General features: G+C 68.6%; 17 protein-coding genes. 6 read left to right on the top strand and 11 right to left on the bottom strand.

Annotation, left to right across the window (positions count from 1 at the left end; translation table 11 throughout):
- Positions 1-14: 14 nt before the first annotated feature.
- On the top strand, positions 15-1,034 hold the full coding sequence (locus ACQHI0_RS23830) for a hypothetical protein (protein ID WP_427904054.1): 1,020 nt from the start codon (positions 15-17) through the stop codon (positions 1,032-1,034).
- Positions 1,035-1,086: 52 nt separating this feature from the next.
- Here the strand turns inward: ACQHI0_RS23830 and ACQHI0_RS23835 are convergent, their stop codons facing one another.
- The 9 genes from ACQHI0_RS23835 to ACQHI0_RS23875 form a co-directional block, all read right to left on the bottom strand.
- Positions 1,087-2,046 (bottom strand): exopolyphosphatase, encoded by a 960-nt coding sequence (locus ACQHI0_RS23835; RefSeq protein WP_427904055.1) that lies wholly within the window; start codon positions 2,044-2,046, stop codon positions 1,087-1,089.
- 39 nt (positions 2,047-2,085) lie between these two features.
- Entirely contained in the window at positions 2,086-2,601 is a 516-nt protein-coding gene (locus tag ACQHI0_RS23840) for a DUF501 domain-containing protein (RefSeq protein ID WP_427904056.1), read from the bottom strand.
- The gene (locus tag ACQHI0_RS23845; protein WP_427904057.1) at positions 2,598-3,176 is read right to left on the bottom strand and encodes an FtsB family cell division protein; all 579 of its coding nucleotides are present in this window, start codon (positions 3,174-3,176) and stop codon (positions 2,598-2,600) included. Before ACQHI0_RS23845 ends, ACQHI0_RS23840 begins: the two co-directional genes overlap by 4 nt.
- Before the next feature lie 23 nt (positions 3,177-3,199).
- Positions 3,200-4,486 carry a phosphopyruvate hydratase gene (gene eno, locus ACQHI0_RS23850; RefSeq protein ID WP_427904058.1) on the bottom strand — a complete coding sequence of 429 codons (1,287 nt, stop codon included), beginning with the start codon at positions 4,484-4,486 and terminating at the stop codon, positions 3,200-3,202.
- Between the two features lie 114 nt (positions 4,487-4,600).
- Positions 4,601-5,329 carry a lytic transglycosylase domain-containing protein gene (locus tag ACQHI0_RS23855; RefSeq protein WP_427904059.1) on the bottom strand — a complete coding sequence of 243 codons (729 nt, stop codon included), beginning with the start codon at positions 5,327-5,329 and terminating at the stop codon, positions 4,601-4,603.
- A 40-nt stretch (positions 5,330-5,369) separates the two neighbouring features.
- Entirely contained in the window at positions 5,370-6,476 is a 1,107-nt protein-coding gene (locus ACQHI0_RS23860; RefSeq protein ID WP_427904060.1) for an LppU/SCO3897 family protein, read from the bottom strand.
- A 179-nt stretch (positions 6,477-6,655) separates the two neighbouring features.
- Positions 6,656-9,082, bottom strand: a complete 2,427-nt coding sequence (locus tag ACQHI0_RS23865) for an ATP-binding cassette domain-containing protein (protein WP_427904061.1) — start codon at positions 9,080-9,082, stop codon at positions 6,656-6,658.
- The gene (locus ACQHI0_RS23870; RefSeq protein WP_427904062.1) at positions 9,079-10,008 is read right to left on the bottom strand and encodes an ABC transporter permease; all 930 of its coding nucleotides are present in this window, start codon (positions 10,006-10,008) and stop codon (positions 9,079-9,081) included. The genes ACQHI0_RS23865 and ACQHI0_RS23870 overlap by 4 nt, the downstream gene beginning before the upstream one ends.
- 5 nt (positions 10,009-10,013) lie before the next feature.
- Positions 10,014-11,519: an ABC transporter substrate-binding protein gene (locus ACQHI0_RS23875; protein ID WP_427904063.1), complete on the bottom strand. Its 1,506-nt coding sequence runs from the start codon at positions 11,517-11,519 to the stop codon at positions 10,014-10,016.
- Between the two features lie 327 nt (positions 11,520-11,846).
- Here ACQHI0_RS23875 and ACQHI0_RS23880 point away from each other — a divergent pair, with 327 nt between their 5' ends.
- From ACQHI0_RS23880 to ACQHI0_RS23900, 5 genes are all read left to right on the top strand, one after another.
- The gene (locus tag ACQHI0_RS23880) at positions 11,847-12,923 is read left to right on the top strand and encodes a TauD/TfdA family dioxygenase (protein WP_427904064.1); all 1,077 of its coding nucleotides are present in this window, start codon (positions 11,847-11,849) and stop codon (positions 12,921-12,923) included.
- The gene (locus ACQHI0_RS23885; RefSeq protein WP_427904065.1) at positions 12,895-13,905 is read left to right on the top strand and encodes an ornithine cyclodeaminase family protein; all 1,011 of its coding nucleotides are present in this window, start codon (positions 12,895-12,897) and stop codon (positions 13,903-13,905) included. The genes ACQHI0_RS23880 and ACQHI0_RS23885 overlap by 29 nt, the downstream gene beginning before the upstream one ends.
- A gap of 143 nt (positions 13,906-14,048) precedes the next feature.
- Positions 14,049-15,338 carry a Y4yA family PLP-dependent enzyme gene (locus ACQHI0_RS23890; RefSeq protein WP_427909276.1) on the top strand — a complete coding sequence of 430 codons (1,290 nt, stop codon included), beginning with the start codon at positions 14,049-14,051 and terminating at the stop codon, positions 15,336-15,338.
- A gap of 36 nt (positions 15,339-15,374) precedes the next feature.
- Positions 15,375-16,406, top strand: coding sequence for a PLP-dependent cysteine synthase family protein (locus tag ACQHI0_RS23895; RefSeq protein WP_427904066.1), 1,032 nt, complete (start codon positions 15,375-15,377; stop codon positions 16,404-16,406).
- 118 nt (positions 16,407-16,524) lie between these two features.
- Complete coding sequence (locus ACQHI0_RS23900; protein ID WP_427904067.1) at positions 16,525-17,916, top strand: MATE family efflux transporter; 1,392 nt, start codon at positions 16,525-16,527, stop codon at positions 17,914-17,916.
- A 55-nt stretch (positions 17,917-17,971) separates the two neighbouring features.
- Here the strand turns inward: ACQHI0_RS23900 and ACQHI0_RS23905 are convergent, their stop codons facing one another.
- Both ACQHI0_RS23905 and ACQHI0_RS23910 read right to left on the bottom strand, forming a co-directional pair.
- Positions 17,972-18,547, bottom strand: a complete 576-nt coding sequence (locus ACQHI0_RS23905; protein ID WP_301903359.1) for a TerD family protein — start codon at positions 18,545-18,547, stop codon at positions 17,972-17,974.
- A gap of 38 nt (positions 18,548-18,585) precedes the next feature.
- Positions 18,586-19,071, bottom strand: a complete 486-nt coding sequence (locus ACQHI0_RS23910; RefSeq protein ID WP_427904068.1) for a hypothetical protein — start codon at positions 19,069-19,071, stop codon at positions 18,586-18,588.
- Positions 19,072-19,212: the final 141 nt, after the last annotated feature.

Genomic DNA, 19,212 nt, shown 5'->3' on the forward strand with positions numbered 1-19,212 from the left:
GCCACCATCGAGGCATGGATTCCGGGGAGGATTTCGGCAGCTGGGGAGCCGCGTTCATCTGGGCACTGCTCGCTTGGACGATCGGCGCGCCACTGTGGTTGTGGACCGGCGAGGACGCCTGGCTGATAATCCTGGTACTCCCCGGCATCGGCCTCACCGGCGTCGGCCGTGGCGTCGTGTGGGTGGCGCTGGCCACCCTGTCCAGTCGCGGAACCCTCGTCGCCGGATGGTTTTTCGTGTCGGTCGCCGTCGCGGACGCGGTGGCGATCTCGGTGTGGAAGCTGTCGCCGTCGGGGTGGACGTGGCCGGTCGCCGCTATGGGGGCGCTCGTTCTCGGCGCGGTGACCTATCTCGCGGTCGCCTCGGAGGTGGCAGGCGGCTGGCTGTTCGAGCACGGTGCCGCGCTGCAGCGCGTTGAAGCGGAGATCGCCTGGACGACAGCACATCCGGATGAGACATCGGGCGTCGATCGGTCGTCGATGTACGGCTCGCGGTCCACGCTCGGGCTCCGGCTACCACCGTTCGCGTTCGGGGCCTACCAGCTCAACAACAAGCTCGGCGGCTATCACGCCAGGATGGCACGTCGGTACTGGATCAGCGCCGAGACCGACATGGCTTTGCTGCACGCGGCGGAATCGTCGGCGGCGTACCGCGAGATGGTCAGCGGGCCGCTGGGGTACGCGAAGATGGTCGACTTGGCGCAGTCGCTCTACGAGGAGGCGTTCTACCTCGACCAACTCCAGCGCAGGCGCGAAGCCGTCGACGTTCGGACCGAGGAGATCGACGTGCGCCGTCAGCTCGTCCGCCGCTTCGACAAGCGGTTTCCGAAGCTGGTCGCGAAAGCCACCCGGCCGCGGGCGAAAACCGAGACGAAGCAGAAGGTGGTGGCGGTCCAGTTGTTCGGGCAGGGGTTGACGGCGTCGCTCGTCACCACGCTGACCACCCAGGCCACCGGACTGACGGCATTGGAGCGGACGGCCGAGGCGGCCGAGCTTCGCGCCGAAGCCGAGGCGCTCGCGGCCGCCGACCTCTGACACGGTGCGCCCGCGCCGGGGGCTGCGGCGTCGTCGACCGACGAGAACGACGTCAGGCCGCGGTGTTCACGATCGACATGGCGATGCCGTCGAGAATGTCGTGTTCGCTGACGATGAGTTCGGAAACTCCCGCACGGCTGGACAATTCGTCGGCGAGGACTTCGGTGATCACCGCGCCGCCGCCGATCACGTCGACGCGGCCGGGGTGCATCGGGCCGAGGGCTGCGCGTTCGTCGTGGTTCATGGCGATCAGGCGGTCGCAGACCTGGTGGACCTCGGCGAGGCTGAGGCGGGTCAGATGTACCCGCGCGGAGTCGTATTCGGGGAGGTCGAGGGCTACGGCGGTGATGGTGGTCATCGTGCCTGCCACGCCGACCCAGGTGTGGACCTTGTCCACGGGGACCTTCTCGAATGCCTCGTCGAGTTTCTGCTGGGCGAATTCTCTTGCGGCAGCGACCTGATCGGCGGTCGGTGGGTTGCCTGCCAGACAGCGTTCGGTGATGCGGACGCAGCCGATGTCGGCGGAATGGGCCGCCTGGACGCCGTTTTCGTCGCCGACGACCAGTTCGGTCGAGCCGCCGCCGAGGTCGACGACCACGAAAGGCCCTGCGTCAGCGGACAATTCGCCGACGGCACCGGCGAACGACAGCCGGGCTTCTTCGTCGCCGGTGATCACCTCGGCGACCGCATCCGGCACTGCACGACCGAGTTCGGTGCCGGTCATCGAGAAGAAGTCGTCGCGATTGGCGGCGTCGCGGGTGGCGGAGGTGGCGACCATGCGGACGCGCGAAACACCCTGCGCCACCATCACATCGACGTAATCGGCCAGCGCCAGGCGCGTGCGTTCGATGGCTTCGGGCGCGAGACGGCCGGTGGCGTCCACACCCTGACCGAGCCGCACGATGCGCATCTCCCGGTGCACGTCGGTGAGCGAGCCGTCGGCGCCCACCTCGGCGATCAGCAGGCGGATCGAGTTGGTGCCGCAGTCCACTGCGGCGATGCGCTCACTCATGGCGTTCCTCCAGGTCTCGTGCGCCGGGCACTCCCGCGATTATGCCTGCTCGCCAGGTGCGGCGGGCCAGTCGGCCGGGATCGCGGTCCCGCGGAAGCCGGCGGCGGCCGCCAGCGCGACAGCCTCGTCACCGAAGGGGTTCAGTCCGGGCCCCTTGGCGAGGGAGTGCGCGATCAGTACGTGCAGGCACTTCACCCGGTCCGGCATGCCGCCCCCGGTGAAATCGGTGCCGAGGGACTCGATCTCGTTGCGTTCGGCCAGGTAGCTCTCGTGCGCACGACGGTAGGCGGCCGCGAGGTCAGGATCGGTGGCGAGGCGTTCGGTCATCTCGCGCATCACTCCGGCCGACTCCTGCCTGCTCGCCTCGGCGGTGAGGCGGGGATCGGTCAGGTAGTAGAGCGTGGGGAACGGGGTGCCGTCGGGCAGGCGGGGCGCGGTCTTCACCACGGCGGGCAGGCCGTCGGGGGTGCGGTAGGCGACTTCGAGCACACCGCGAGGCTCGCGGCCCAACTGCTTCGCGATGATCTCGAGGTCGCTGGCGTTCGGTGTCGTCACCGTGGTCCTTCCGGGGCTGGTTCGGAGATGCTGCGCCACAGGTCGGTGTACCAGGGGTCGGGCGCCGCTGATCGGGTACTCATCGGCGGCGGCGCCGGTGCTTCGATGCCGGGAATCTGCACGATGTAGGGGGTTTCGCCGGGCATCACCAGACGCAGACGGTCGCGCGCTTCGGAACGGATATAAGCCGGATCCTGTTGTTGCGCACGACGATCACGCAAACCCGCGAGGTCGGCCTCGAGTTCGGTCCGCTGTTTGGCCAGGGCGACGGCCTCGGCGCGCTGACTGAAGTAGGTGCGCGTCGGCACCGCCAACGTCAGCGCGAGACCACACAGTACCGCCGCCAGGATCACCGCTTTGCCGGTCGAGAGACCGAGGATGGTGTGCTCGTTGTGGTCGAGCTTGCCGCTCGCCTTGCGCTTCGCGCCCGCGGTTTCCGGGCGACGGCGCGTCGGCCGTTTGGCCGCGGTGGGGCGGCCCGGCGTGTCGAGACTGGGGCGGGAGCGCGCGGCCCGCGACGTACGCCTGTCACCTCGTCCACCCGGACTGGTTCCACGCGCACGTCGCTCGGTCATTCGCTACCGCCCCTGTACTGCCTTCAGAATTCGCCGGTGAAACGCGGGAAGGCCACGTCACCCGCGTAGCGTGCCGAATCACCGAGGGCGTCCTCGATGCGCAGCAGCTGGTTGTACTTGGCGACCCGCTCGGAACGCGCGGGAGCACCGGTCTTGATCTGGCCCGAACCGACGGCGACCGCGAGGTCGGCGATGGTGGTGTCCTCGGTCTCGCCCGAACGGTGCGACATCATGGTCTTGTACCCGTTGCGGTGCGCCAGCTCGACAGCGTCGAGGGTCTCGGTGAGCGTGCCGATCTGGTTGACCTTCACCAGCAGCGCATTCGCGGCGCCCTTGGCGATGCCCTCTTCGAGGCGCTCGGGGTTGGTGACGAACAGGTCGTCGCCGACCAGCTGCACCTTGTCACCGATGGCGTCGGTGAGTGCCACCCAGCCGTCCCAGTCGTCTTCCGACAGCGGGTCCTCGATGGAGACCAGCGGGTACCGGGTGAGCAGGTCCGCGTAGAACTCGCCCATCTCGGCGGCGGTGCGGACCTTGCCCTCGAACTTGTAACCCGAACCCTCGGTGTGGAATTCGGTGGCGGCCACGTCGAGAGCCAGCGCGATATCGGTACCGAGCTTGTAGCCGGCGCGCTCGATGGCGGCGCTGATCAGGTCGAGCGCTTCCACGGTGCCCGCGACGTCGGGAGCGAAGCCGCCCTCGTCACCGAGACCGGTGGCCAGGCCCTTTTCCTTCAGCACGGCCTTGAGCGTGTGGTACACCTCGGTGCCCCAGCGCAGCGCCTCGCGGAAGGTGGGTGCGCCGATCGGGGCGATCATGAATTCCTGCACGTCCACGCCGGTGTCGGCATGCGCGCCACCGTTGAGGATGTTCATCATGGGCACCGGAAGCACGTGGGCGTTCGGGCCGCCCAGGTAGCGGAACAGCTCGAGGCCCGAGGACTCGGCGGCACCACGGGCCACGGCCAGCGACACACCGAGCAGGGCGTTCGCGCCGAGGCGGGACTTGTCGGGGGTGCCGTCCAGATCAAGCAGGACCTGGTCGACGGTGCGCTGCTCCACGGCGTCGAGGCCGATGATGGCGGGCGCGATCTCGTCGAGGACGCCCTCGACGGCCTTGGTCACACCCTTGCCGCCGTAGCGGTCGCCGCCGTCACGCAGCTCGACGGCCTCGTGCTCGCCGGTGGACGCACCGGAAGGTACGTCTGCCCTGGTCAGGGTGCCGTCGTCGAGGGCGATCTCGACCTCGACGGTGGGATTGCCGCGCGAATCCAGAATCTCGCGAGCTCCGACCTGTTCGATAATGGCCACGAAAACTGCTCCTTACGACGGAAGGCACGGTAGGTATCACGGGAAGGGCCGTGCGCGGTCGAGCCTATCGTCTCGGCGGAGTGTGGAGTAACCGGCACTCCGGGCCGTGCGCAACTACACGCGGCGGCCGATGCTGTATATGGCGGCGCGATCGCGCACCACATGCATGTATTTGTTCGACTGGTTGTAGGCGAACAGAGCGCGCTGCCAGCCGTCGGCCGAGGTCAGGTCGCCGCCGCGGGTGCAGAGGTAGCGGGCGGCGGTGAGGGCGGCGTCGTCGATGTTCTGTGGGTCGGCCACGCCGTCGCCGTTGGCGTCGACGCCCCAGCGCTTCCAGGTTTCGGGGATGAACTGCAGCGGGCCGACGGCGCGGTCGTAGGTGGTGTCGCCGTCGAGGCTGCCGCCGTCGGTGTCGCGGATGTCGGCGTTGCCCTTGGTGCCGTCGAGGGCGACGCCGATGATCCCAGGGCGCACCGTCCCGTCGGCGTCGACGCCCGCGCCGCGGTGGGTGCCGTGTCCGCTCTCCACGCTGGCGATACCGGCGATGGTGGTCCAGGCGATCCCGCATTCGGGCTTGGACTTCGCCAGCACGGCCGCGGCGTACCCGTAGGCCTCGAGTGCGACCGGCTGGATGCCGATCGCGTCGGACTGCTCGTCGGCCCAGCCGCGCAACTGCTCGGAGGCGCGGCCGGGTGCGTCGACATCGATCATGGGCAGGGGCACACCGGGCCCCGGCGGCATGTCGCCGGGGATCGACGCGAGCGAACTGCACCCCGCTAAGAGGGCGCTGATCGCGACTGCGGCGAGCACGCCGACTTTCTGCACTGTCACCTGCTCAATCATCCAGATCCAGCGCGCATTGTGCACATCTCACAGGCACTTCTCAGAGTGGCACGTAGCAAACCACCAATCCTGAGGACGCCGCGGGCTTCAGGGTGAACGCCCCCGAGGCGCCCACCGGCCGTGGACATTCCGCGCCCGCGCCCCGGAGAACCTCGCTCACCGTCGCATTGGCGGCCGGGTCGGCACAATCGACGAGCACCGGGGCCGAATCGCCCGTGCCGCCGAACCCGATCAGGCAATCGCCCGGCTTCCCATATCCCAGGTGATCGAGATTCGCCGGACCGAGGCAGACCACCACGCGCAGATCGGTCGTCCCACCGCCGTTGACGACCACCGCGCTGACATTGCCGTCGTCGGGGCACTGCGGCGATACCGGTTCGACGTGCTGGGTTCGCACCGACAGCACTCGATGACGAACCCCCGGCTGGTCGCACGGGGCCAGGGTCATCGTCGTTTCAGCGGCGCAATCACCGACTTTGCTGCTGGTCATCGCGGTCGATGTCACGGCGGGCCGGGCGCACACGACGACCGCGCGACCGCCGAGCGAAACCTGGGCAACGGCGTCGCGCGTCGAGGCGTGGGCTTTGCAGGCTTGGTCGGTGACGGGGATCTTCGCGTGGATTTCGATGGCGACGACGGCGAGGGTGGCGGCCGATGCGCCGCACGTCATCCGCACGATGGTCGCGCCGCCCTTCTTCACGTCGACGCAGTCCCCGGCGAGCAGCGAGCCGGGATCGGTGGTGTTGGCGCGGGTGGGCGACAAGCACAGGGCGGCAGCGGGATTCGACTCATCCGGCTTCGGGTCGAGGACCGCACGGGTGGCAGCGGCGTATTTCATACAGAGGATCCCGAACGGCCACTGCGCCGACTCCCTCGCGACGATCCGGTAGGTCGCCTGCGCGTCTGCACAGCTGTACTCCACCGGGACATCAGCACCGGACACGCAGTCCCCCACCGCCATTGCCGGTGGTTCGGCGCGGGTGAGCGCATACCCCGCCACCCCGGCAGCCGCACCGAGGACGACAACGACACCGAGCACGAGCCATAGCACCCACCGCCTGCGCGTGGAACCAGCAGTCGGAGGTGGTGCGGACGGCGGTGCGGCGGGCGCCTGCATCAGCTCGCTGTGCTGGGGTGGGTACATCATCGAGGTCCGTCTCCTGAAATCGCTTGGAGGACAACCCGATTTAGTCGGAGGTGGGGTAGTAGCCGTTACAGACCGTCGCCGGCCGGTGTGGCCGCGTCAACACGCCGGAGGGGATCAGCACACGGAGCCGCCCGGGCGCAGGGACACGACCAGCGGCTCGGCGGGCGCGGCGCGACGTGTCAGCCCAACAGGTCGGCGGTGGCCTGGTGCGATGGTGCGGCGAGAACCGCTGCCGGGGCGCCTGTTTCGACAATTCGGCCGTGGTCGAGGACGAGGAGGTCGGTGCAGTGGCCGCGGACCAGGGTCATGTCGTGGCTGATCAGGATGATCGCGGTGCAACGGTCGGCGCGGAGGCGGTCAAGCAGGGTCATGATGGCGACGGCGGTAGCGGTGTCGAGGGCGGTGGTGATCTCGTCGCAGATCAGGACGGCCGGGTCGGCCGCGAGAGCGCGGGCGAGGGCTACTCGTTGGCGTTGTCCGCCGGAGAGTTCGTGGGGTCGGCGCGCGGCGAAGTGGGCGGGGAGTTCGACGGCGGCGAGGAGATCGGTGACGCGAGCGGGCGTTTCACGCTTGGGCACCCGCGCGATGCGACGGAGTGGGCGAGCCAGAGTCTGCTCGACGGTGCGCCGCGGGTTCAACGCCGCGCGCGGGTTCTGTGTTACGAGCTGAATCCCGTTGGCGCCGACCTTGATTCGTCGCTTCTGCCCGACCGGGATCCGGACACCACCTACCTCCAGCAACCCGGCCGCGTCGGCATGCAAGCCCGCGATCACCCGCGCGAGGGTCGTCTTCCCTGCCCCGGAAGGCCCCACAACCGCGAGGGCGGCACCTGCGGGCAGACTGAACCCGACGCCCTCGAGCACCACTCGGCCGCCTGCTTCAGCGTTGATGCCCATGGCGTGCAGGGCAATTGCCTGTTCGGAACTCGACGGATCGTTGATCGCAGATGCGGTCGCGGCGAGGTCAGTGGCCTGACCTCCGGAGTCGCCGTTGCGGCCCGCCGGCACCTCGCCCAACGGATCGTCACCGATATCAGGCTCTGCGACAGTGCCCACTGACCGTTCGCTGGGCGGGTGAAGTTCGATCACGGTGTCGGCGATGGCAGTGACCGCCTCGGTGTCGTGCCCGGAAAGCAGGACGGTGGTGGAGTTCTCGGTGGCGAGGTCCGAGATCAGCTGGGCGATGTCGGTGCGAAGCGTGCCGTGCAGGCCGGCCAGAGGTTCGTCGAGGACGAGGATTCGGGGGCGACGGAGGATGGCTCGAGCCAGGGCGACACGGCGCTGCTGACCACCGGAGAGGCGGGCGCAGCGGCGGCGCAGATGCGTAGCGTCGAGTCCTACTTGTTCGAGGACGGCAAGGCGGTCAGCATCGGAAGAGTCGGGCGCCGCCTCCGCCAGGACCGCGCGGACGCGCAGCAGCGGGTTGAGCTCGGATCCGGGATCCTGGCCGACGTAGGCGATGTGTTCGCGGCGGAACGTGCGCAGTGCGCCCGTGTCGAGTGCGAACACATCATGTCCCGCGACGAGCACCGCGCCCTGCCCGCGAGCACCAACGGGCAGATGCCCGAGCAGCGCACGCATCGCCGTCGACTTTCCCGCCCCCGACGCCCCGGTGAGCGCGGTGACCGTCCCCGACTTCAACCGAAACGACAACGGCGCCAGCAACACCGCTCCGCTGTCGGCGACAACGCGGAGCCCGTCCACCACCGCCGCATCCCCGGAATCCACCACGGAGATCCCACATCCCCGCGCATCCGATGCGGTTTTCGGGGTCCGGCGTTTCCCTGGCCCACTCGTCACCACCAGATTCACTCCGACCGCCACGATGGCGATGGCAGCGCTCGGCGCCAGGACCGCCCAGGGGTTCAAGAGGAGCCCGGAGGCGTTGTCGCGGACCATGATCGCCCAGTTGTCCGGGCCGAGCGCCGAGACACCAAGGAAGGCGATGGTGCTGACGAGGTAGACGGCGACGACGAAGCGAAGGCCGAGCTGAGTGGTGAAGACGGCCCGAAGGTTCGGAAGGATCTCACGGAAGACCAGGTGGGACAGGGATTCTCCGCTGGCGACTGCGGCTTCGACGTAGCCGGAGGCAGCGATGGTCGAGGCGGAGGCCGCGAAGATCCTGGCGCAGTAGGGAACGCCGAAGAGCAGCGATACCGCGATCAGCGCGGCGACACCGCCCTGGGGCCATGCGGTGAGCACGAGCAGGATGCCGAGGACCGCGGGCAGCAGGATGACCAGGTCGCCGCACAATTCGATGACCTTGCCCGCGCGCGGGCGCACCGCGGCGATCGCGCCGACGACGGCCGACAGCACGGTCACCGCCACCGCGATCACCGCGGACACGGCCAGCAGCTGGGTGCCGCCGGTGAGCAGGTGACTCAGCACATCCCGCCCGAGCCGATCGGTCCCCAGCAGCGCTCCCCCACCCGGCTGCGCGAACGGCATCCCGACAGCCTGGTCGCTCGAATACGGCGCGAACAGCGGCCCTGCCACCGCGAGCAGGACGAAAAGCCCCACACCGCCCGCCACCGGGTACCGCCACCATGCGACACCAGATCTGGACGCCTGTTCACCAGGCTGTGGCGTCGACATCGGCCTGTTCATCGCGCGCTCCCTGCCGCCCATGCCCGGACAACGTCGGCGATCGCGAGCAACGCCATGATGACGATCGCCGTCAGGGCGACCACCGCGACGACCATGGTGGCGTCGCGGTCGGCGACGGACCCGGCGAGCACGGCGCCGACCCCGGGATAGTTGAAGAGTGTCTCGACCACCAGCGCGCCGCCGAACAGCATGCCGACAGAGGTGGCGTAGCCGGCGACGATGGTCGGCGCCGCGAACGGCAGCATGTGCCGGAGCAGAATCGTGCGGGGCGCGAGCCCGTCCAGCACGGCACTTTCCACATGTGGTGCGGCAGCCACGTCGAGCAGAGCCGAGCGTACGACTCTGGCGTTCCAGCCGATCTGCGGAATAGCCAGCGCCAGCACCGGCAGCACCAGCATCTCGGGACCGAGGGGAAAACCGGAGCGCCCCGTGATGGTCACGGCCGGGAGCCAGCCGGTAGCCAGGGAGAACACCAGGATCAGCAAGGTCCCGCCGACGAATTCGGGCACGGCGACCGCGACAGTGCTGGCCGGCTGCAGGATTCGCGATCCGACCGCGGTCGGGCGCATCGCCCACCAGCAACCGAGCGCCAACGACAGCACAATGGTGAGCAGCAACGCGATCCCACCGAGCAGCAGTGTCTGCGGGAACCTGTCGGCCAGCAGTGCGCCGATCGAATTCCCCCGCGCGGTCTGCCCGAAATCTCCGGTGAACACCCCGGAGATCCAATCCAGGAACTGCACCGGCAGTGCGCGATCCAGGCCGAGCTCGTGTTCCTTCGCCGCCAGCGCGGCCGGGTCCGCGTCCCTACCGAGCGCCGAACGGGCCGCGTTGCCCGGCAGTAGATCCACCGCGACGAACACGATCGCCAGCAATGTCACCAGGAGCGCGATCCGCCGGAACATCGGCACGGCAAAGGTTTTCATCGCCGTCACGCCAGCCAGGCGCGTTCCAGCTGAACGCGCGCGAACCCACCGAGGGTCGGCAGATCACGCACCGTCGACGCGGCGATGTCGATACCGTCGGCCATGCCCCACACCAGATAGCCGCCCCGCTCGAACTCGATGCGCTGCAGGTCACGGGTAGCCCGGGTGTACTCGTCACCGGAAGATGCCAGCGCCTTGGCATTAGCGGCGTCGAATTCGGTGTCGCGGAACGCGGTTTCGTTGCGGTTGGAGCCCGACGTCATCAGCTTGTCGGCCAGGAACAGCACCGAGTCGTTGGTCCCCCACGACACCGTGTACAGCGGCGCGTTCAGCCAGGTCTGGTCGTAGAACGCGGCCGATTCCGCCACCTGCACGTCGAGCCGGACACCGATCTCGGCGAGCTGAGTGGCGATCACCTTCGCCGATTCGACCTCGCCCGGCACTTCGGCCTTCGTGACGAACGGGTAGCTGCGGCCGGTGTCGAAATTCGCTTCGCGCAGCAGGGTTTTCGCGCGCTCGACATCGCGGTCGCGGCGCAGCGAGGTGTCGTAGAGCGGGTCGGCGGTGCCGAGCACATCCGCGGCGACGGTGCCGTAGCCGGAGTGCACCTGGTTGACCAGCGCCGTCCGGTCGACACCGAGGCGCAGCGCCGAGCGCACCCTGGCATCGGCGAACGGGCCGTCGGCGGTACGCATGGCCACCCCGAGCATGGTGTCGTTGGCACGCCGGATGACCTGCAGGTCACCGCGTCCGGCGGCGGTGCGCCCGGCGATCGCGCCGACATTGGAGGCGAGGTCGATCTGCCCGCCGAGCGCCGCGTTACCCAGTGCGGTGACACTGTCGAACATCGTCACCTCGATGGCGTCGAGCAGCGGCGGCGTGCCGTGCCAGCGCTCGTTGCGCACCAGCCTGGCATTGCCGCCCTGATAGGACTCGAGCCGGAACGGACCGGTGCCGATCGCGGCGGCGAAGTCGGTGGTGCCCTTCGGCACGGTGAACGTCATCAGCCGAAGCAGCAGTGGCAGTTGGGTATTGGGCTCTGGCACGGTGAAAACGACGCGATTCGCGCCGTCGGCGACGATATCGTTCTCGGCCACCGGCATCTTCGACGCGCCACCGACCGAGCGCAGGCGCCGCATCGACCACACCACGTCGTCGGCGGTCACCGGTGCGCCGTTGTGGAAGGTCGCGCCGTCGGCGATGGTGAAGGTCCAGCGCCGGTTGTCGGCGCTGGGCTCCCACTTCGAGGCGAGCCGCGGGGCGACGGTCGGATCGGCGCCGGGGACGGTGAGCGCGTCGTAGACGAGCGAGGTGATGAGAAAGTCGCTGTCGTTGCTGAGGTTGGCGTGCGGATCTCGTTCGCTGCGCGCGGCGGTGCCGAGCGCGCCGACGCGCAGCGTGCCACCGCGTTGCGCGGTCGCGGACCGATCATCGCTGGTGCACGCGGCGGCCAGGAGTAGCGCGGTGACGCCGACGCCGGATTGGAAGAGCTGCCTGCGAGTGAAACCCATCGTTTTGCCTCCTCGAACCGCGCGCGCCGAAACCCCTTTCCCGACGCCGCAAACTAGGCGAGGCTAGCCTAAAACCGAACCCGAGTGGGGAGGTTCACATCGACCGTCACCGAACCGCAGCGACCCGCGACACCCCGGTCAGCGCTGACAACGACCGCTCGGGTAGAAAGCTACGTTATATGGATCGGCTATTTCCCTTGCCGACACGTTAGGTAAGTCTTGCCTAATCAGATGGTAGGCACTACCTTCGCACATCGAGCCTGAAGACCACCCGCGTTCGACTGATGCGAAGAAGGGAAGCCGGTGAAAAGCGTTCTCTCCGAACGTATGACGATTCACCAGCACGACATCGAATACCGCGAGCTCGATCCCGCCGCCGCTGCGGCGCTCCGATCGCTCGCGACCGATATTCGCCACCGCTTAGGTGACGCACCCCATACGACCACCCTGCACGACCCGGCGCTGATCGGCCAGATCACCGAGCGCGTCGGCGAACTTCCCGACAGCGTGCGCCACGCGGTTCGACCACCCGCCACCGCGGCGGGCGCGACGGTGGTGCGCGGATTGCCCGTCGACGATGCCGAATTCGGTCCGACACCGGCGCACTGGCAGGCCGCGGCCGAGCAGGCGCACGACGGCTCGCTCGAACTGGACATCACGATGCTGCTGCTCGCGCGGTGTGTCGGCGAACCGTTCGGCTGGCAGGGACAGCAGAACGGCAGGCTGGTGAACAACATCGTGCCCGCCGCGGGCCACGAGGACGAGCAGTCGGGCGCGAGCAGTTCCACCCTGCTCAGCCCGCACACCGAAGACGCCTTCCACGCGCAACGCGCCAACCTGCTGATGCTGACCTGCCTGCGCAACCCCGACCGGGTCGCCACCACGGTCTCCTCGGTGCGCGAGGTGTGCCTGTCCGACGAGGATCTGCGGACGCTCACCACCCCGACGCTGCCGATCCTGCCCGATGTCTCCTACGGCACCGGCTTCGATCGGCTCGCACCGCTGCCCACGCTGTGGCTCGACGAGAACGGCGCTGCCACAGCACGTTACGACCCCGCCTACACTCCGCTCGACGATGCCGACGAGGTCTTCGGCGCCGCCTACACCCGGCTCACCGCCGAACTCGCCAGGGTCAGTCACGCCCCCGCGCTGGCCCCCGGCGAGATCCTGCTGGTGGACAACGATGTGGCCGTGCACGGGCGCGTTCCGTTCCGCGCGCGCTACGACGGCACCGACCGCTGGCTCAAACGCGTCAATATCCGGCTGCCCGAACGCCGTCGGCGTGCGCAGGAGTCGTCCGAGAATGGGTATGGCCAACGAGTGGTCTCGCCGTTCCGGGCGACCGCTGATCGGACAGCAGAGCGGGGCATTGCAGATGAACGAGGATCCGTTGAACAACCGTGACCGCGGCATCGGACTGCGAGTACTCTCCCGCAGCGATCTGGCCGACGTGCCGATCAGCCCCGCCGAAGTGGTGCGCGCCGTCGAGGAGGCCTATCTCGCCTTCGCGGCGGGCGAGTCCGACAATCCACGCAAGCTGAGCGTCGCCGACCCCGGCGGCTCGTCGGTGTCCTACGCCATGCTCGGCCGCGACGGGCGCCGCCGGGTGGTGGCGATGAAGACCTCCTACAAATTCGATCCCGGCCACGACCGCAGCACCAAGCGGTACTACACCACCATCACGCTCTACGACGACACCACCGGCGCCCCTATCGCGATGATGGACTGCTCGCGGGTCGGCGCGTTGCGCACGCCCGCGGTGTCGGCGCTGCTGGTGCGCGAGACGGCGCGGCGCGGGGCGGAGAGCGTACTGCTCATCGGTACCGGCACGCAGGGGCGAAATGCGTTGCCGCACTTGCTCGCCGCGAACCCGCAGTTACGCAAGCTGATGGTGTACGGCACCCATCCCGAGGGGCTGGCGGCGGTGCACTCGCAACTGGCCGATGCGGCGCCGCACGCGCTGCTCGACGTGGTCGACGACCCGTACGCGGCGGCGGCGTCCGCCGATGTGGTGCTGGCGACAGCGGGACCGGGTACCGAGGTCGCGCTCGAATCCTCGCATCTGGCACCGGGTTCGGTGGCCGTGCTGGTCGGCTACGGACTCGCCCCGTCGACGCTGGTCGAAGCCGATCGGGTCGTCGCCACCAGTGCGGCACAGATGGCGCTCACGGGCACCGACATGGTGGGCCCCGACGGGACCCTGCGCTCGGTGGATGCCGAACTCCCGCAGGTCCTCACCCGCAGTGCCGTGGCCCGCCGCAACGAGGACGAGAAGATCTTCGTCTACAACAGCGGGCTGGTCCTCACCGATATCGCGGTCGCGCACGCGTTGGCGGCCAGGGCGATCGCCGAAGGACGCGGCACGGAGGTGCCGTTGTGGGACTGACGGGTGCGCAGACCGGGGAAGGCAGCGCGTCGCCACCTGACACGGCGGCAAACCTGTACACCCCGTCGGCGCGAGTGCCCGCACAGCACACCACCGCCGGTCGGCCCGTCAGCGGCAGCGTGCCGGAGCACTGCGCTCCGCCGATGCCGGCTGACATCGACCCGATCGAGCGGCGACTGCTCGCGGATCCATTACTGCTCAGCGATATCGCCGAGGCGGTCGGCGGACCGTTTCACGTGTTGTTCCCAGAGCGGGTTTCGGTGAATATCGCCGCTTTTCAGTCAGCATTCGCCGACGCGGGTGTCGACGGTGTCGTCTACTTCGGGAAGAAGGCGAACAAGGCGGCATGTGTGGCTCGGGCGTGCGCGGAGAACGGGGCGGGGATCGATGTCGCCAGTACCGGCGAGCTGATCGCGGCCATGGCCCAGGGGGTGCGTGGCGAGGATCTGGTGGTCACCGGACCCGCCAAGTCCGACGATCTGCTGTGGCTGGCCGCTCGGCATCGCGCGCTGATGGCGATCGACGCCCTCGATGAACTCGACCGGCTCACCGCGCTGAATCTGCCGGTACGCGTGCTGTTGCGGGTGCTGCCCGCAGGCTCGACCAGCCGGTTCGGACTCGATCCCAGGGAACTCGAACAGGCGATCCACGCCATCAGCGCACCGATCACACTGTCGGGCTTCAGCTTTCACCTTTCCGGATACGACGCCGTCGCCCGCTCCGAGCAAGCGGCCGCGTTGGTCGGACACTGCAGGCGCGCGCGGGCCGACGGCCATCCGGCGGACACGATCTCGATCGGTGGCGGGTTCGGGGTCGACTATCTCGACGCCTCGACCTGGGCTGAGTATCAGAACACCCTCAGCGACAACTGGTTTCACACCAACCCGCCCGGCGACTACTACCCCTACCATTTCCCGGTTCCCGGCGCGGCCATGCTCGAGGCGATCCTGGCGCATAACGATCTCGCGACACTGTTGCGCGCCGCCGGAATACGACTCGCTGTCGAGCCGGGTCGGGCATTGCTCGATCGCGCCGGTAGCTCCGTCTTTCGCGTCCAAGGCGTGAAAACCCGGACCACACAAGGAAACCCGTACGACATCCTCACCGTCGACGGCACCAGCCTCAGTCTGTCCGAACAGTGGTTCGACAGTGAATACCTGCCCGATCCCGTGCTGTGGCCGCCAACCACCGGCCACCTCACCCCCACCTGCGTCGGCGCCACCACCTGCCTGGAGTCCGACCTGCTGAGCAGACGGCGCATCCCGCTGCCCCGCCGCGCACGCACCGGCGACCTGCTCGTCTACCCGAACACCGCCGGGTACCAGATGGACTCCAACGAGTCCGGCTTCCACGAACTCCCGCTCCCGCCGAAAGTAGTGCTGCGCGCAGACGCCGACCGACTGCGCTGGAGTCTGGACGGCACAGCCCGCTGATCCACCCGAGATATCGATCCGATGGAGGAACACCCCATGGCTCTCGTCACGCGCGTGACGGACCTGATCGGCCGCACCCCGCTGTTCGAACTCGCCGTCACCGACACCGGCACGCGGCTGCTGCTCAAGCTCGAACAGTTCAATCCCACCGGCGCCGCCAAGATCAGAATGGCCCGTTCGATGGTGCTCGACGCGGAGCAGCGGGGTTTGCTGCGCGATGGCGGGCATATCATCGAGTCGACGTCCGGCAACACCGGACTCGGCTTGGCGGTGGTCGCGGCCGAACGTGGCTATCGATTCACCGCCGTGGTCGACAACCACGCCTGTAAGGACAAGTTGCGCGCGATGCGAGCCATGGGCACCGACCTGGTGTTCGTCGCCGATGACGACAGCGACGAACTGGCCACCTCGGCACGAGAAGATCTCGCCGAGGCGATGGCCGCCGCGCGCGAGGACGCGTACTTCACCGAACAGCACAACAACGACGCCAACGCCGTCGGCTACTACGCCGTCGCCGAGGAGTTGCTGGCCGAGGTCGACCGGGTCGACATCCTGCTCTCGGCGGTCGGCACCGGCGGCTCGCTGTTCGGCACCGCCACCCGCTTGCGCGACCTCGGTCTGCCCGCCCGGGTGATCGGCGTCGAGCCGGTCGGCTCCATCGCCTTCGGCGGCGAGGGCGGACCGTACTGGCAGTCGGGCACGGGCACCCCGCCCGGCGCGACCATCGGCACGGCCGTCGACTATTCGCTGCTCGACGAGGGCGTGAAGGTCAGCGATGTCGACGCCTTCGCCACCACGCGCGCCGTCGCCAGGACACACGGACTGTTGATCGGCGGTTCAGCGGGCGGTTCGGTGCACAATGCCTTGGCGCGGCTCGCGGAGTTCCCGGCCGGGTCCACCGTGGTGACCATCGTGTGTGATGGTGGCGAGAAGTATCTCGACACCGTGTTCGACGACGACTGGATGCGCGCCCGCGACCTGCTCGATCCCGCCGCCGAAGAAGAAGTGACCACGCTGCTGCGCCGCTATTCACCGCTGCGGCGCCACAACGAACTGATGGAGGTCTGAGTGAGCGCGATCGCGCGCCACCCGAGCGTCTGCCCCGGAGCATCCGGGTGAACGTCACTACCCGTTTCGCCAGCCGGAGCGCCAACGTCAACCGGAAGAGCCACGCCGGAGCGAGCCGATGAGCGCCGCGCGCGCGGACGGCGGCGCGCTGGCCAGGCTGGCGACGCCGATCGCACTCACCCAATTGGCGCAGATCGCGGTCTCGACGACCAATCTCGCGCTGATGGGCACGCTCGGGGTGCGCGAGGTCGCCGCGGGTGGGCTGGCGCTGGTGTTGTTCAACCAGATCCGGACGATGTGCGTCGGGCTGATCACCGGCACCGGGAATCAGATCGCCGGCGCGCTCGGTGCGGCCGGTAAGCGTGGCGGTTCGGCCGACGACGAAGTGCGCGCGGTGGTGCGTGCCGCGTTCGTGATCGCGACCATCGCCGGCCTGCTCGGTGGTGCGCTGCTGGTCGGGCTGGGCTGGGTATTGCCATGGCTCGGCCAGGATGCGGCGGTGCTCGAGCTGGCCCGGCCGATGATGATCGCGCTCGCGCCCGGGTTGCTGCCGTGCCTGTGGTTCCAGGTCTTGCGGCAGTACACCGTCGGCATGCAGCGTCCGCAGGCGTTGTTGCTGGTCACGCTCGGTTCGGTGGCGTTGAACGTGGTGCTCGCGCTGGCCTTCATCCACGGCTGGGCCGGCATTCCGGCGATGGGCCTGACGGGTGTGGGCATCGCGACCTCGCTGGTCTTCCTGATCACCTTCGGGGTGCTCTGGGCGATGGTGCGCCACGACGAATATCTCGGCCGCACGCTGCCGTCGACGCCGTGGCCGGTGCGCTGGTCGACCGTGCGCGAGGAGTTGCGGCTCGGCACGCCGATCGCGCTCACCTACGGTTCGGAAGCGGGCATGTTCTCGGTACTCGCGCTGGTGATGGGCAGTTTCGGGCCCGCCGCGCTCGCCGCGCACAATGTCGTCTACCAGATCATCTACATCGTGTTCCAGGTGGCGATCGGCCTGTCCCATGGCGCGTCGATCCTGGTCAGCGATGCTGTCGCGCGTGACGAGTACAGCCACGCGAGGGCACTGGCCTGGCTGGCGCTGCGGATGGCCGCGGTGCTCGCGATCGTCACCGGTGCCGTCTACGTGCTCGCACCGGACCTGGTGCTGGCGCCGTTCCTCGACGCGTCCGATACCGACACGGTCGCGATCGCGCACACGCTGCTGCTCATCGGCATCGTGCTGCAGTTCTTCGACGCCGCCCAGAACATCGGCACCGGGCTGCTGCGCGGGCTCAAGGAAACATCCGCGGGCTTCCGGCTCTCGCTGGTCGGCTATTGGGGCGTCGGGCTTCCGGCGGCGTTGCTGCTCGCCTTCCCGCTGCATCTCGGCGCGGCGGGCGTGTGGTGGGGCCTGACGGCAGGCCTGGCGACCACCGCCGCGCTCATGCTCCGCAAGTACTTCGCGCTGCTCGATCAGGCCAGCACGGCGCGGCCGCCGCGCGTGCCCGTCAGCCAGTCGAGATAGGGACACACACGACACAGGCGGGCGACACCACGTCGCCCGCCTGTGTCGTGGTTCGTCAGAGATTCACGCCGTAATCACGAGCGATGCCCGCGAGACCCGAGGCGTACCCCTGGCCGACCGCGCGGAACTTCCACTCGTTGTTGTGGCGGTACAGCTCGCCGAAGACCATGGCGGTCTCGGTGGACGCGTCCTCGGACAGGTCGTAGCGGGCCAGCTCGACGCCGGTGTTCGCGTCGGTGACGCGGATGTAGGCGTTGCGAATCTGACCGAACGACTGGCCGCGGGCCTGGGCGTCGTGGATCGAGACCGGGAAGAAGATGTTGGTGATCGTCGGCGGGGTGGCGGCCAGGTCGACGTTGATGATCTCGTCGTCGCCGTCGCCCTCGCCGGTCAGGTTGTCACCGGTGTGCTCGATGGTGCCTTCCGGCGAGCGCAGGTTGTTGTAGAAGATGAAGTGCTGATCCGAGAGCACTTTCAAATTCGTGCCGGTGGCCAGCGCGCTGGCGTCCAGGTCGTGGTCGGCACCGGTGGTGGTGCGCACGTCCCAGCCGAGACCGACCGCCACCTTGGTGAGGTTGTCGGTCTGCTTCGACAGCGAGACATTGCCGCCCTTGGCGAGTGTGACGCTCATGAGAACCCTTCTGTCCAGATGGTGTGCCGTAGAAGAACTTACGCTGCAGGTCCGTGGTCGGCCCAGGTTCGCAGGGTCTCGACCCGACCTTCGAGCGCCCGCAATTCGGAGTCGTCGAGGACCGTGCGCTGGATGCCACGGTCGACGGCGAACGCGGACTGCCGATGGTCGTCGATCACGTCGACGTCCAGCTGCACCGCGGTGTAGTCCTCGGCCCCCGGCATCTGCTCGGCGACGACTTTCGCCCGCCCGCGCGCGCACAACGCCACATTGCCGCCGCCCAGGATCAGCAACGCCACCTCCGGCCGCGCCCGCAACCGTGCCAGCGACCCGCGATCGGACTTCAAACTGATGAGAATCCGCCGGTCACCCGCGCGCACCGGCCACGAAACGGGAATCGCGTGCGGCGCGGGATCGGTGGTGACCAGTACCGCGATGGTTTCCTGCGGCCACACCGGCAGCACGTCCAGCTCGGGATGCTCGGCCATCACGTCCTGCCCTGCCGGATCTACCTCTGTACCCATCAACCTCACCTCGACGATCGCCGGACCCCTGCCCCGCCGCGCACGGCGAGCTGCTACGAGTCTAAAGCGGTGTGCGCCTTGCTCGCTGGCGCGCGCGAGATTGTCCACAAGATCTCAGCAACGTCTCAGATGCCGCGCACC

It is taken from the genome of Nocardia sp. FBN12 (genome assembly GCF_050320175.1).
Lineage (GTDB): Bacteria > Actinomycetota > Actinomycetes > Mycobacteriales > Mycobacteriaceae > Nocardia.